Source organism: Clostridium magnum DSM 2767, assembly GCF_001623875.1.
GTDB classification, from domain to species: domain Bacteria; phylum Bacillota; class Clostridia; order Clostridiales; family Clostridiaceae; genus Clostridium_AM; species Clostridium_AM magnum.
The window spans coordinates 1,235,225-1,248,393 of sequence record NZ_LWAE01000002.1 but is presented as its reverse complement, the minus strand read 5'-3'; the positions used below and the strand labels follow the sequence as shown (position 1 = coordinate 1,248,393).

General features: G+C 33.2%; 17 protein-coding genes. 16 read left to right on the top strand and 1 reads right to left on the bottom strand.

What is annotated here, in order from left to right; all coding sequences use genetic code 11:
- Nucleotides 1-393 precede the first annotated feature (393 nt).
- From CLMAG_RS13230 to CLMAG_RS32460, 6 genes are all read left to right on the top strand, one after another.
- Nucleotides 394-1,215, top strand: a complete 822-nt coding sequence (locus CLMAG_RS13230) for an amino acid ABC transporter substrate-binding protein (RefSeq protein WP_066622797.1) — start codon at nucleotides 394-396, stop codon at nucleotides 1,213-1,215.
- Between the two features lie 131 nt (nucleotides 1,216-1,346).
- The gene (locus CLMAG_RS13225) at nucleotides 1,347-1,910 is read left to right on the top strand and encodes an amino acid ABC transporter permease (protein WP_341420323.1); all 564 of its coding nucleotides are present in this window, start codon (nucleotides 1,347-1,349) and stop codon (nucleotides 1,908-1,910) included.
- Between the two features lie 57 nt (nucleotides 1,911-1,967).
- Nucleotides 1,968-2,711 carry an amino acid ABC transporter ATP-binding protein gene (locus CLMAG_RS13220; RefSeq protein ID WP_066622795.1) on the top strand — a complete coding sequence of 248 codons (744 nt, stop codon included), beginning with the start codon at nucleotides 1,968-1,970 and terminating at the stop codon, nucleotides 2,709-2,711.
- Nucleotides 2,712-3,020: 309 nt separating this feature from the next.
- Nucleotides 3,021-3,218 (top strand): SHOCT domain-containing protein, encoded by a 198-nt coding sequence (locus CLMAG_RS13215; protein WP_066622794.1) that lies wholly within the window; start codon nucleotides 3,021-3,023, stop codon nucleotides 3,216-3,218.
- Between the two features lie 244 nt (nucleotides 3,219-3,462).
- The gene (locus CLMAG_RS13210) at nucleotides 3,463-3,621 is read left to right on the top strand and encodes a DUF1540 domain-containing protein (protein ID WP_066622787.1); all 159 of its coding nucleotides are present in this window, start codon (nucleotides 3,463-3,465) and stop codon (nucleotides 3,619-3,621) included.
- Between the two features lie 235 nt (nucleotides 3,622-3,856).
- On the top strand, nucleotides 3,857-4,021 hold the full coding sequence (locus tag CLMAG_RS32460) for a hypothetical protein (protein ID WP_161486970.1): 165 nt from the start codon (nucleotides 3,857-3,859) through the stop codon (nucleotides 4,019-4,021).
- Between the two features lie 111 nt (nucleotides 4,022-4,132).
- Here the strand turns inward: CLMAG_RS32460 and CLMAG_RS13205 are convergent, their stop codons facing one another.
- Entirely contained in the window at nucleotides 4,133-5,950 is a 1,818-nt protein-coding gene (locus tag CLMAG_RS13205) for an urease accessory protein UreH domain-containing protein (RefSeq protein ID WP_066622784.1), read from the bottom strand.
- 302 nt (nucleotides 5,951-6,252) lie between these two features.
- Here CLMAG_RS13205 and CLMAG_RS13200 point away from each other — a divergent pair, with 302 nt between their 5' ends.
- From CLMAG_RS13200 to CLMAG_RS13160, 10 genes are all read left to right on the top strand, one after another.
- On the top strand, nucleotides 6,253-7,062 hold the full coding sequence (locus CLMAG_RS13200; protein WP_066622779.1) for an electron transfer flavoprotein subunit beta/FixA family protein: 810 nt from the start codon (nucleotides 6,253-6,255) through the stop codon (nucleotides 7,060-7,062).
- Nucleotides 7,050-8,339, top strand: coding sequence for an FAD-binding protein (locus CLMAG_RS13195; RefSeq protein ID WP_066622777.1), 1,290 nt, complete (start codon nucleotides 7,050-7,052; stop codon nucleotides 8,337-8,339). The genes CLMAG_RS13200 and CLMAG_RS13195 overlap by 13 nt, the downstream gene beginning before the upstream one ends.
- 3 nt (nucleotides 8,340-8,342) lie before the next feature.
- Nucleotides 8,343-9,638, top strand: a complete 1,296-nt coding sequence (locus CLMAG_RS13190) for an FAD-dependent oxidoreductase (RefSeq protein ID WP_066622776.1) — start codon at nucleotides 8,343-8,345, stop codon at nucleotides 9,636-9,638.
- Entirely contained in the window at nucleotides 9,638-9,931 is a 294-nt protein-coding gene (locus CLMAG_RS13185) for a ferredoxin family protein (protein WP_066623124.1), read from the top strand. Before CLMAG_RS13190 ends, CLMAG_RS13185 begins: the two co-directional genes overlap by 1 nt.
- A 217-nt stretch (nucleotides 9,932-10,148) precedes the next feature.
- On the top strand, nucleotides 10,149-10,298 hold the full coding sequence (locus tag CLMAG_RS32995; protein WP_169809802.1) for a hypothetical protein: 150 nt from the start codon (nucleotides 10,149-10,151) through the stop codon (nucleotides 10,296-10,298).
- Nucleotides 10,299-10,539: 241 nt separating this feature from the next.
- Nucleotides 10,540-11,238, top strand: a complete 699-nt coding sequence (locus CLMAG_RS13180) for a DUF421 domain-containing protein (protein ID WP_242873018.1) — start codon at nucleotides 10,540-10,542, stop codon at nucleotides 11,236-11,238.
- 16 nt (nucleotides 11,239-11,254) lie between these two features.
- Nucleotides 11,255-11,977: a DUF421 domain-containing protein gene (locus tag CLMAG_RS13175; protein ID WP_066622775.1), complete on the top strand. Its 723-nt coding sequence runs from the start codon at nucleotides 11,255-11,257 to the stop codon at nucleotides 11,975-11,977.
- Between the two features lie 13 nt (nucleotides 11,978-11,990).
- Nucleotides 11,991-12,191 (top strand): hypothetical protein, encoded by a 201-nt coding sequence (locus CLMAG_RS13170; protein ID WP_066622772.1) that lies wholly within the window; start codon nucleotides 11,991-11,993, stop codon nucleotides 12,189-12,191.
- A 58-nt stretch (nucleotides 12,192-12,249) separates the two neighbouring features.
- The gene (locus CLMAG_RS13165) at nucleotides 12,250-12,444 is read left to right on the top strand and encodes a hypothetical protein (protein ID WP_066622769.1); all 195 of its coding nucleotides are present in this window, start codon (nucleotides 12,250-12,252) and stop codon (nucleotides 12,442-12,444) included.
- A 227-nt stretch (nucleotides 12,445-12,671) separates the two neighbouring features.
- On the top strand, nucleotides 12,672-13,019 hold the full coding sequence (locus CLMAG_RS13160) for a four-helix bundle copper-binding protein (protein ID WP_066622766.1): 348 nt from the start codon (nucleotides 12,672-12,674) through the stop codon (nucleotides 13,017-13,019).
- The last annotated feature ends 150 nt before the right edge of the window (nucleotides 13,020-13,169 follow it).

The window sequence follows — 13,169 nt, the reverse complement described above, 5'->3', positions numbered from 1 at the left end:
TACTAACTGCAACCTCGCGTAATTAGCATTCATCCAGACGCAAAACCTTGCTGGTGGCTGCGAAAGGAGATGCAACATTTGTGTAAGCAGAATATGATACTTTGGTCAGGCTGCAAGCTTTACAGGCAATAACACAATGTGTTTTGCAGGAGGAATACAGCAGTAACCTTCGCTAAAGTTCCGTTATGACTATTTTAGCATTAGAAAATCCTTTAATAAATAGTAGGTTAAAACAGTATAGATCGGAAAGTATAAGAATCAGCAATACTGAATTGGGAGAATCCCCACTAGAAAAATTGAGATGCTTTCTTAATCTATACAAAATATAAAAAATAAATAAGTTTATAGGCAGTAAATAACTGCTATAAACTTATTATACGAGGAGGAATTAAAATGAAAAAGAGAAGATTATTTATTAGTGCTGTTTTAACTTTAGCTGTAGCTGTAGGTATTACTGGATGCTCATCAAATGGTAAACAAGTTAACAATACAGTGGCACAAACTACAAATAAAAATTTACTAGAAACAATTAAAAGCAATGGTGTAATCCGTATAGGTACTGAAGGAACATATGCCCCGTTTACATTCCATGATAGCAATGGAAATTTAACAGGCTTTGATGTAGATATAGCTAATGAAATAGCAAAACGTCTTGGAGTAAAGACTCAATTTGTTGAAACAAAATGGGATGGTATGTTTGCTGGCTTAGATGCAAAAAGATTTGATGCTGTAGTAAATGAGGTTTCAATTAATCCTGATCGCCAAGCAAAATACGATTTTTCAACTCCTTATATAGTTTCGAAAGCAGTTTTAATTGTTGGAAGTGACAATCAAGATATTAAAAGATTTGAGGATTTAAAGGGTAAAAAATCTGCTCAATCATTAACAAGTAATCTAGGAAAAATCGCCAAAAACTATGGTGCTAATATTGTTCAGGCTGATGGATTTAACCAATCTATTGACCTATTAACTTCAAAAAGAGTGGATGCTACAATCAATGATAGTTTATCCTACTTAGATTTGAAAAAACAAAAACCAGATGCGCCAATAAAAGTTGTTGCTGACTATAACAACGCAGAACAGAGTGCAGTACTGTTTAACAAAGGAAACAAGGAATTGGTGGATGCGGTAAATAAAACACTTGCTGATATGAAAGCTGATGGAACTTATTTGAAAATTTCTGAAAAATGGTTTGGTACTGATGTATCAAAATAATGTGGTGATAATATGAATTTCGATGATAATACATTAAGAATAATACACATACTTACAAGCTCTTTTTTACCATTATTAAAGGCGGGATTGGAATACACGATCCCCTTACCCTTATATCTTTTACATTAGGTTTGATCCTTGCGTTGGCTACAGCTTTGGCCAGGATATCAAATTTTAGGCCCATAGTGTTAATAGCAAAGTTTTATGTTTGGATAATAAGGGGAACTCCACTACTTGTACAATTATTTATCATATTTTATGGACTTCCTGCAGCAGGCATAACATTAAATGCTTTAACAGCTGGAATAATAGGTTTTACATTAAGCGTAGGAGCGTATAACTCTGAAACTATAAGAGCTGCAATTTTATCTATACCTAAAGGACAGTGGGAAGCCGCATATTCCATGGGAATGACTAATAGTCAGGCATTACGTAGAGTAATTCTACCTCAGGCAGCTAGAGTTTCCATACCACCGTTAGCTAATTCTTTTATTAGCCTTGTTAAAGAGACCTCACTTGCTGCTGCAATAACTGTTACTGAAATGTTCCAAATTGCTCAGCAAATAACAGCTTCAACTTATGAACCTCTTTGGCTTTACTGCGAAACGGCACTTATATATCTTATGTTCTGTACTGTATTATCAATGCTACAGCAAAAGATGGAAAAAAGGTTTGAACGATATGTGGCTAGGTAATTCATGGACAAAGATTAATAGTATTTATTCATATTAATAAGTCTAGGAGGAGAAATTATGATAAATATAAAGAACTTGCATAAGAGCTTTGGTAGTAATGAGATTTTAAAAGGTATAGATCTACAAATTAATAAAGGACAAAATGCAGTGATTATTGGTCCATCAGGTTCAGGAAAAACTACTCTTCTCCGTTGTATGAACTTATTGGAAATTCCTAATAAAGGATCCATTGCTATTGGAAAAAATGAACTTATGTTTGATGGAAATAAGAAAGTGATTAATAGTGAAGTGGTGGCCTTGCGAAAGCAGACTGGAATGGTATTTCAAGGCTTTTACCTATTCCCACATATGACAGTTATTGAAAATATTATGGAGGGACAGGTAACAGTGTTGAAACGTTCAAGGGAAGAAGCTCGTGAAAAAGGTCTTGAGCTTTTAGAAAAGGTGGGACTTCTAGAAAAAAGAGAGGAATATCCTTATCAGCTTTCAGGAGGACAACAACAAAGGGTTGCTATTGCTCGGGCTATGGCTATGGAACCTGAGGTGCTGCTTTTTGATGAACCTACTTCAGCCTTAGATCCAGAGTTAGCTTCAGAGGTACTAAAAGTGATGAAGGGTCTTGCTAAGGAAGGAATGACAATGGTGGTAGTTACTCATAAAATGAGCTTTGCTAGGGAGGCAGCTCATAAGGTTGTATTTATGGAAAATGGCTTAATTATTGCCAGCGGTACACCAGAGCAAGTATTTGAAAATACAAGTAATGAACGTTTAAAGCAGTTTTTAAGTATAGTAGACGATTAAAAGACTCTCCGGTTGGAGAGCCTTTTAAAATTTAATAATAAAAAAGGAACCTCCTTGTATGTTATAGATTTTGTAAAAAACTATAGTACAAAGAGGTTTTTGTATTGCTTTATTGAATATATGTTTCTCTAATCTTTTCTAAATCAGCCTTTTTGATATCATCGACCACTTCAATAATACCTAGAACTTTACCATCCCATAACCGGAGACTTCATTAAAGGTAATATCTAAATCTTAGTATTCTCCATATTTTCTCCATATTTTTTTATTATAATAAGGGCATAGAAAATCAATAGGAGGAAATAAATTATGATGATTCTACCATTAATAATTTTTGTTATTATTTTAGTTTGGGCTTTTAATTCACAGTCTACAAAGGAAATATTTAATATAAGAAATAAAGGGGAAAGCAATGCACTAGAAATTTTAAACCACAGATTTGTAAGCAGAGAGATTTCTGAGGAAGAATATTTAAGAAAGAAAAATATATTGATGAATAAGCAGTAATATAAATGGAGCCTATTGATGAGGGTAAACTTAATCAGTAGGCTTTATTTATGTTATAACCAAAAAGTCAGGTAAAGAAACAAGTGAATAGTTTTTTATTCTAAGATCAGGAGAATTTAAAGCTATTTTATATCTCCATTGATATACGACTAAGGAACCAATTCCCACGAATACACAAAAATAAAAAGGCAAAAATATTAATGTTGGTTTTGATCACAAATAATAAAAATGGAGGTATTTACTTATGAAAGCTAATAATAGTATAGGCTGTACAGTAACTGAATGTAAATTTCATGCAAAGGATGAAAGCTACTGTTCATTAGAAAAAATTCAAGTTACAAAACATGAAACAACCGCTAAAACTAAACAATGTACTGATTGTGGAAGTTTTGAAGCACAATAAAAATATGTAAAAAAATAATAAACTATATCCTGAAACAAGGCATCCTTCTGGGCCTGTCTTACAGGATATAGTTTATTTTATTGTTTCTAAAAACTTATTACTTAAATATCTGGTTCTATCCAAGGTAACCCAAATTGAGAAGCTACAGTTACATTAATTGAATAAAGTTAAGAATTTAGAGAAAAATAAAACTTGTAAGCATGGGAATAAAAAATAATCAAGGAGGAAGTCGCAAATGTCAGATAGAGATAAAGAGAAACAAGAATCTAAAAAAAATGAAATCCTAAATAGATTAGAACATGGAGCAAATGAATCTGGAAGTTGTGATTATCCTAATATACAAAGAGTTAGTTTAACCTCTAAAGAAAAAGAGTCAGCAGATGACAACGATACACTTTAAAGTAAACAATAAATATATCACGTAAGAATTAAATAGTAAAAAAAAAGAAACCTCCTTGTGCTTTAATAGATTTCGGAAAAAACTATAACACAAAGAGGTTTTAGTATTACTTTATTTAATATATGTTTCTCTAATCTTTTCTAAATCAGCTTTTTTCATATCATCAACCACTTCAATAATACCTAGAACTTTACCATCCTTTACTATTCCATAACCGGAGGCTTCATTAAAGGTAATATCTAAATCTATAACTCCTTTTTTTCCATCAAAAGATTTAAAAGTTTCAGCAGTTTTTGCTGATACAAGTTCAAACTTTCCTTCTGGATTATCAAAGGCAGTCAGATCAAAAGTTAGTTTAGTTTTAATATTCTTATCTACTACAACTATAAGAGGTTTAAACTCATAACCAATCCCTTTAATTGTAGCACTTTGATTCTTACCAATCACCATTGCAGTATTAACTATAGTTTCAGTTGGAACCTTACTTAGATCACTTCCATATATGCTTTGAGTTTGTTGTTTAGTTGATGAATTAGCACTAGGTGCTACTGCACCACCACTGCAGCAATTAGGTCCACCAACTGGAGGAGCGGAAGGATCAGGCTTTGATGTATCAACAGAATCTAGATCATCTACTACTCGAATTACACCATTTATCATACCCATCCAACAGCTAAAGTTTATATCTTTGTCATTTGGTGTAAACTCTATTACATTTTCACCATTATTTAGCTGCTTCTTTATATTTAGCGAGGGTACTACAATTGCATTGTTGCAGGAATTTATTTGTTTTCCATCTATTATCCACTTAACAGGAATACCTTTCTTTACATACAGTACATTAGGTGTATACCCATTTCCATCTGCAGCCATATTTATTACCTGAACTCCGTCCTTTAAAACAGCTTTAGTACTGTTCGCTGCAGAAGCAGCAAGGGACTGATTAGTGCCAGGCAAAAGAGAAGCTACAGATGAAACAACATTTATTCCAGATAAAGATAGACCTCTGTTACTCATAATTAATCCTAGAACAATTACAAGGATTCCACTAAATTTTAAAATCTTTTTTGTGTATCCTTTGCTTAATAGGCCAGAAACTGCACCGAAAGTTAACATCAAAGGCACTGTGCCTAATGCAAATATGAACATGGAAAGAGCACCTTTAGCAGCGCTGCCTGTACCAAGAGCATATAACTGCATGGTTTGAAGTGGTCCGCATGGCATTAAACCATTTAAAATACCTACCATAAATGGAGTTTTAGGTTTATTCTTTACTGAACAAAAAGACCAAGGTAGTTTTATTTGCAGCTTTCTAAATAAAGAAAAACCAGCCATATTGAATCCCATTATAACCATAAATAAACCAGCAAATAGTTGAAGAGCAGCTTGAGTTTTTATAGATAGTGAAAGTATGGAGCCCAAGGAACCAATAATTCCGCCTAGAATTGTATATGATATTACTCTTCCCACATTATAAAGTAGTGCAGGTTTAATTGCCTGAAATTTATTGGTGCTTTCATTAGATAAGCTTTGAGAGAGCATTATCCCACCGCACATTCCCACACAGTGTATAGAGGTGAGAACCCCAACTACAAAAAGTACAAAGTAAGTTGCTCCTTTAAGCATATTATTCATATCAAAACCACCAGTAGAATTGCCTATAAGAATAATAGCTATTGCTACCATTAATATTCCAGCAAATCCAAAGTTAGAGGGGTTATCGGTACTATAACCAGTACTATTTATAGAGTCTTTAATATCCTTTAGACTGCAAAGTTCAGAATCATATTCTATGTCTACAAACTGTCCGCTGAAGCTCGCCTTGGCATTAAAAACTCCTACTAATTTTTTTAATGTTCTTTCTACAGCTTTTTCACAAGATGTACAAGTCATGTTGTATACTTTTAATCTTATATTTTTTATGCTCATAAATTCACCTCATCAGTATATTATTTCTATTTAAATATTATTATTGTTATTTTATAAGCTAGTACATGGGGATAGCCCTCACACTATAAACACATTTAATAGCTATAATATACAGAATAGTTGTGTAGAAGTTATGAAGATTTATAAAAAAATATTTACGTATCAAAATTGTTTTAAGTAAATTTTAAAAATTATTTAATCTTCATTTTTTCTTCACATCAGACTTATATAATAGAGCACAAGCAATGAGAAACGATTGAAAATAATAATTTTAAATAAAAATTGAAGGAGTTGTTGTTTATTTGCATACTTTAGTTTGTGTGAAACAAGTACCGGATACTACAGAAATTAAGATAGATCCAAAAACAAATACCTTAGACAGATCAAGTGCACCTACAATTATTAATCCTTATGATGCACATGCTGTAGAAGAGGCTGTTAAAATTAAAAATAAGTTTGGAGGTAAGGTTTCTATTATATCAATGGGGCCACCACAAGCAGAGGAAGTTATTAAAAAGTGTATTGAAATGGGAGCAGATGAAGGATATCTTCTTTCCGATAGAGCATTTGCAGGGTCTGATACTCTAGCTACAAGTTATATACTTTCAATTGGAATAAAAAAAATAATGGAAAAGGAGCCTATTGACTTAGTGTTTTGTGGAAAGCAGGCTATAGATGGAGATACTGCTCAGGTTGGACCAGGTATCGCATCTAGACTTGGAATACCGCAATTAACCTATGTGGAAAAAATAAAAGGTCTAAATTTAAAAAATAATACTGTGGTAATACACAGAAAAATTGATAATGGCTATGAAGTAGTTGAGTCAAAGCTTCCGTGTTTAATTACAGTAGAAAAAGATATAAATGATTTAAGTTATTCTCCGCTACCAAATATGATTAGAGCAGCTCGTTATAAATCAACAATTTGGGGAATTAATGATTTCGAAGCAGATATGAGTCAGTTAGGGCTTAAAGGGTCTCCAACTTCAGTTCGACGTATATTTCCTCCACCTCAAAGATCTGGTGGGGAATTACTAAAGGGCAATATTGATGAGGTGGTAAAACAGCTTACAGATAGCTTAAAAGGAGGAATAGTTAGATGGCAGTTATAATTGCAGATTCTTGTATTGGATGTGAATCCTGTATCCCAAGTTGCCCCTTCGATGCATTGCAGATTAATGGAGAAGGTAAATTAGTAGCCAGTAAAGAAAAGTGTATTGAATGTGGAAAGTGTGTATCGGTGTGTCCAGTTTCTGCGTTAAGTATTCTAGGTGACAAAAAGAAAGCCAATGATATCTTGAAGAATGAGACTAAGGAAGGTAATAAAGCTTCAAAGTCAGAAAAGCCTACTGGAGATGTATGGGTTTTTGCAGAGCAATTGGAAGGTAATCTAGCCTCTGTTACTCTTGAACTTATTGGTGCTGCAAGAAAGCTTGCTTCGAAATTAGAGGTAAAGGTATGTGCAGTTTTATTAGGTGATAAAGTTGAATCTATAATATCTGAGCTTTTTACACATGGTGCAGATACCGTATATGTTATAGATGACCCAGTATTTCATTTCTATAGAGCTGAGACTTATAATAGAGCTTTCTGCTATTTAATAAATAAGTATAAACCAGAAATATTGTTAATGGGAGCAACAACTACAGGGAGAGATCTAGCTGGTGCCGTTGCAACTGCAATGAAAACCGGACTTACAGCAGACTGTACTCAGCTGGATATTGACTTAGAAAAAAGAGTATTACTTGCCAGTCGCCCAGCCTTTGGAGGAAACATAATGGCCACTATAGTATGCGAAAAACACCGTCCTCAAATGGCTACTGTTCGTCCAAGAGTTATGAATATGCCAGAAACTGAAGTAAATAAGACAGGAACTATAGTTAGAGAAACTTTTAAAATTGAAGAAAAATCTCTTAAGACTTGGGTGCTTGAGATTATTAAAGAACAGGCAGAAAATGCAAAACTTGAAGATGCTAAAATTATAGTTTGTGGTGGACGTGGTGTGCAGAATCAGGAAGGATTTAAGTTGCTAGAGGAGTTAGCAAAGGTTGTTGGAGGTATAGTTGCAGGAAGTCGTGGTGCTGTTGAGAAAGGTTTAGTAGATCATAAACGTCAAGTTGGTCAAACAGGACAAACAGTATCCCCTAAACTTTATTTTGCTATAGGAATTTCTGGTGCGATACAGCATACCGTTGGAATACAGGGAGCGGAAACCATAGTTTCTATAAATACAGATTCTGAATGTGAAATGATGAAGTTGGCTACTTATGGAATTCAGGGAGATGTCTTTGAAGTATTACCTAAATTAATTAGTAGCTTTAAGGAAGCGCTCGGAGATATTTCACAGTTAAAAACTAAAGATTTATGTGCAATTGCGAAGGAGGTTTAAAGATTGGCTGAGAAATTTGATGTTATTGTTGTAGGCGCTGGTGTTGCGGGACTTGCAGCAGCATATGTAATGGCGAAAGAAGGTCTTAATGTAATTGTTATTGAAAAAGGTAAATATCCTGGCTCAAAAAATGTTATGGGTGGGGTATTATACCGCCACATGATGGACGAGATTATCCCAGAATTTTGGAAGGAAGCACCTCTTGAACGTCCTATTATTGAGCAAAACTTTTGGTTATTGGGCAAAGAGTCTGTAGCAAAGACTGGTTACAGAGGAATGGAATGGTCAAAGCCTCCTTATAATAATTTTACAGTTTTCAGAGGCAAATTTGATCAGTGGTTTTCAAAAAAATGCGTGGAAGCTGGAGCATTAATTGTCAACGAGACTGTTGTAAAAGAATGTATTGTAGAAAACAATAAAGTTGTTGGAGTTAGAACAGATAGACCGGATGGAGATATTTATGCGGATGTGGTTGTTCTTGCAGATGGTGTTAATTCATTACTAGCCAAAAGCCTTGGCTTCCATAAAGAATGGCGTAAAGATCAGGTAGCCCTTGCAGTTATGGAGGAATTAAAGCTGCCTTCAGATAAAATTGAAGATAGATTTAACTTGGACAAAGGTATGGGAGCAACCATAGAAATGTTTGGTGATGGAACCTTAGGAATGGTAGGTACAGCCTTTATCTATACCAATAAGGAACATATATCTATTGGATGTGGAGCTTTGCTTTCACAGATGAGCGAAAGAAATGTTAAGCCTTATGAATTACTAGAGTATATCAAGCAGCATCCGGTTATTAAGCCTTTAATTGCAGGAAGTGAAGCAAGTGAGTATTATGCACACTTGATCCCGGAAGGAGGGTATAATAGCATACCTAAATTAGTAGGGGATGGGGTACTGGTAATTGGTGATGCAGCACAGCTTGTTAATGGTATTCATAGAGAGGGATCAAATTTAGGAATGACCTCCGGACGTTTTGCTGCTGAGACTATTATACATGCCAAGAAGTTAGGCAAATTCAATGAACAAACACTTTCACGTTATCAGGAGCTGCTTAAAGAAAGTTATGTTATGAAGGATCTAAAAAAATATAAGAATGCATCTACAACCATGGAAGAAAATCCTCAGTTCTTCAATCATTATATACCGGCAGCTAACAAGGTAATGAGTGAAATGTTTACTGTAGATGGAGTATCAAAACGAGACAAGCAAAAGTTAGCTATTAAACACATGGCTGGCGGAAAATCTTTATTTAGTATGGGTATGGATGGATTTAAAATATGGAAGGCGATGAAATAATGGAAAATACAAAATTAAAAGTAAATATTGATGATAAGCTGTATTTAAATACTTATAATGTAGACACCCTTTCTCACTTAACTATAAAGGATCAGAAGATATGTGAGACATGTAAGGAAAAGACCTGTACATTCATTTGTCCTGCCCGTGTTTATGAGTTTAAGGATGGACATGTTGCTGTTGGCTATGAAGGCTGTCTTGAGTGTGGGGCCTGCAGAATAGCTTGTTCTCACGATAATATTGACTGGAACTTCCCAAGGGGAGGTTTTGGAATACAGTTTAGATTGGCATAACAGAATTATGGATTATATAAAAACAAAAAATCTGAGATGTGATAGAGGCATTTCAGATTTTTTTATTTTAGTTATAGATTGTAATTAATAATTATGAGATTGATGGATTCGTAAATATATCTTTTCAGGAGGATATATTTCTTCAATCTGTAAATTGATTTATCTGAATAAAATCAGCTTCTTGGAAAAAACTATTTCAAGAAAGGAGTATGATTAAATGGATAAAGATATAAAGGATTTACTACTAAACATTCAATCAGAAGTAAGGCAAATCAATAATAGGCTCGATGAAATAGAAAAAACCGCGTCTAACGGAAATTATACATATACTGATAAAGACATAAATTCTAAACAATATAAAATATAGATTAAACCTAGTGTATTTCGTGTTGATTCAAAGTAAAATGAGCATCAATAACTGTTCTATCAGCTATTAGTGCTCATTTTAATACTATTTTTTAGCTTAAGATTTAATGACTCAATCTCTACTAGGTTGAATGTAGTAAAAGTTTTTATTGAATATAATATCCCTAAAGATATTATACTAAATATAATGTTTTTAGAGTTATTCTATTTATGTGCTTTTTAGTAATACAGGAGGGTTTACTTTGGATTGGAATTCATTTATGGAAGGAAGTAAAAATTTATCAGTAATTGCTTTGGCATTAAGGGCTATTATTCTTTATATAGCATTAATCATTGCAACTCGCTTAATGGGCCACCGTCAAGTAGGTATTTTGTCAGGTCATAACTATTTAGTAGCTGCTGGAATTGTGAGCTTAGCTGCTATTAGAATGTTAAATCCGCAATCTTCTCTTACTTCTGGATTAGTAATTATTTTTGTATATGCCTTTGTAAATATTTTTTTATCTTACTTAGATATTAAATGGCCTAGATTAATCGATCGAAAACAAACACTTCTTATGAAGGATGGAATAATAATCAGAGAAAATATGCTTGATTGTCGTGTAACACTGGATAATCTATTAGGACAATTAAGACTAAGAGGTGCCCATAATCTATCAGAAATTGACACTATTGTACTAGAACCCTATGGAAAAATAAGTGTCATCAAAAAACCTGAAGCACTACCACTTACAAGAAAGCAGATGAACTTACCACCTAAAACTATATCACTACCTACAATTCTTATTTATGATGGAAAAATAGACGAAAGAAATCTTCATGCTATGGGGTTAGAACATGATTGGCTAATGACCAAATTAAAAGAAAAAGGTATTACCAATCCGAAAGATATATTTATAGCTATGCTTGAGTCAGATGGAACAGTCTATATGAGTATATAGTAAAGAAGGGATAACAATGGAATTGTTAAAAAGTGTATTTGGAAGCGCAGAAGAAATTGGACCATTTATATTCGCTTTACGCAGTATTGTAGTTGGAATTTTGCTATTGATAGAAGGGAAAGTTTTACCGCACCGAGCTGGAGGACAGTTTGCAGGCTATGACTTTACATTTTTCTGGATGATGGGTGGAATAACAGCAGCTCCCTTATTTGAGGCTAAAATAAGTTTTATTAATACTATAGTTATAATTGTTGTGATATACATTCTTCATTATCTTATATCCTATATAGCTGTAAAAAATAGGACTTTCGCTAAAGTTGTAGTGGGAAAATCAATACCATTAGTATCCGGTGGGAAGATTATTCGCCCTAACATGGCAAAAGCTTTCCTTCCATTAGAATTACTACTATATGATATACGGAGTATAGATGTTCCTAATATTAGTGAAGTGGAGGCTGCAGTTTTGGAAACCAGCGGTCATGTAAGTGTTCTAAAAAAATCAGACTATCAGCCTGTAACTCCAAAGGATTTAAATATTCAAACTATGGGTAGTGGTCTTCCAACTCTCCTTATCAATGACGGGAAAGTTATAGAGAAAAACCTAAAGGAATTAGGATATGATGAGAAATGGCTGAAGGATGAATTGCTAAAAAAAGGTATTACGAATGTAAAAGATGTTTATGCTGCATTGATTGATCCGACCGGAGAATTATACTATTCTGTAATAACTGAAAAATAAGGAGGTTATAAAAATGCTTACTGAACAAGAAATAATGAACAATGCTTTTAAGGAAATGCAATTCCATGAAGACGGTATGGCAAAAAAGTATGCTAATATTTCAGAACAAATTAATGATCCAAAGTTAAAACAAATGTTAAAAGGAATGGAACAAGGATCACGTAATCATTACAATACATTAACACAAACTATGTCAAAGTTTTCAATTGTTTAAATTTTGGCGTGATATACCATTTGGTGTGTCACACACCATTAAATAGGAGTGATACTATATGAATAATATTGATTTTTTGCATGATTCCCTACAGGATGAAATGATATTACAATCTATGTATAATAAATACATGATGGAGATTAGTAATCCAGAAATACGCCAGCTTTTTACACAATTAAGAGATTCAAAAATGAAAAATATCTCTCAGCTGCAGCAAGAAATTAAAAACATGATGGATCAAGGCAAAGTCTAATTTAGAAGAAGTAAATAATGAAATTATTGATGATAAATTGTTAAAGTTACATAAAACTCCGTTTCAAGTTTATAAATATTTTAAGGCTCTCTTTTTTTAATACGTCTACTATAAAATAAAAGCTTGCATACTTAGATTTAAATCCATATTCAACGTATAAAAAATTTTTTTAAAACACATATTATATATCGTGTTAAAAAATTAAGTTACATAAGGAGTGTTTAAAAATGGGAACAGCAACAATGGTAAGAAATAATTTTCAAACATGTATAGAGGCATGTGACAAATGTGCACAGGCATGTTATATCTGTTATGATGCATGTTTAAATGAGCCTGATCTTAATGCAAGAAAGAATTGTGTGAAAATGCTTGTTGAGTGTGCACAAATGTGTGAAATGTCATCAGCACTTATGTCTATGAATGGACAGTTTGCAAAAGAACACTGTAATATGTGTGCTAGAGCTTGTGATGCATGTGCGAAAGAATGTTCAATGTTTAAAGATGAGCATTGTCAAACATGTGCAGATATTTGTCGTATGTGTGCAGATGAATGTAGAAGAATGGCTTCAATGTAACAGCCTATAAAAACAGTTAGCAACTTTAAGGTTATTGACTGTTTTTGTTTTTTAATAATACACTTATTATGTAACATCATATAGTTATAACACTGTTTATACAAGTATAAATCAAGCACTATATAAATTAATTACCCAAAAATTCATTTA

What these genes read in the sequence shown, in the direction of transcription:
- CLMAG_RS13230 (WP_066622797.1), top strand. Translation starts at nt 394, where the DNA reads ATGAAAAAGAGAAGATTATTTATTAGTGCTGTTTTAACTTTAGCTGTA.
- CLMAG_RS13220 (WP_066622795.1), top strand. Translation starts at nt 1,968, where the DNA reads ATGATAAATATAAAGAACTTGCATAAGAGCTTTGGTAGTAATGAGATT.
- CLMAG_RS13215 (WP_066622794.1), top strand. Translation starts at nt 3,021, where the DNA reads ATGATGATTCTACCATTAATAATTTTTGTTATTATTTTAGTTTGGGCT.
- CLMAG_RS13210 (WP_066622787.1), top strand. Translation starts at nt 3,463, where the DNA reads ATGAAAGCTAATAATAGTATAGGCTGTACAGTAACTGAATGTAAATTT.
- CLMAG_RS32460 (WP_161486970.1), top strand. Translation starts at nt 3,857, where the DNA reads ATGTCAGATAGAGATAAAGAGAAACAAGAATCTAAAAAAAATGAAATC.
- CLMAG_RS13205 (WP_066622784.1), bottom strand. Translation starts at nt 5,950, where the DNA reads ATGAGCATAAAAAATATAAGATTAAAAGTATACAACATGACTTGTACA.
- CLMAG_RS13195 (WP_066622777.1), top strand. Translation starts at nt 7,050, where the DNA reads ATGGCAGTTATAATTGCAGATTCTTGTATTGGATGTGAATCCTGTATC.
- CLMAG_RS13185 (WP_066623124.1), top strand. Translation starts at nt 9,638, where the DNA reads ATGGAAAATACAAAATTAAAAGTAAATATTGATGATAAGCTGTATTTA.
- CLMAG_RS32995 (WP_169809802.1), top strand. Translation starts at nt 10,149, where the DNA reads ATGGATAAAGATATAAAGGATTTACTACTAAACATTCAATCAGAAGTA.
- CLMAG_RS13175 (WP_066622775.1), top strand. Translation starts at nt 11,255, where the DNA reads ATGGAATTGTTAAAAAGTGTATTTGGAAGCGCAGAAGAAATTGGACCA.
- CLMAG_RS13170 (WP_066622772.1), top strand. Translation starts at nt 11,991, where the DNA reads ATGCTTACTGAACAAGAAATAATGAACAATGCTTTTAAGGAAATGCAA.
- CLMAG_RS13165 (WP_066622769.1), top strand. Translation starts at nt 12,250, where the DNA reads ATGAATAATATTGATTTTTTGCATGATTCCCTACAGGATGAAATGATA.
- CLMAG_RS13160 (WP_066622766.1), top strand. Translation starts at nt 12,672, where the DNA reads ATGGGAACAGCAACAATGGTAAGAAATAATTTTCAAACATGTATAGAG.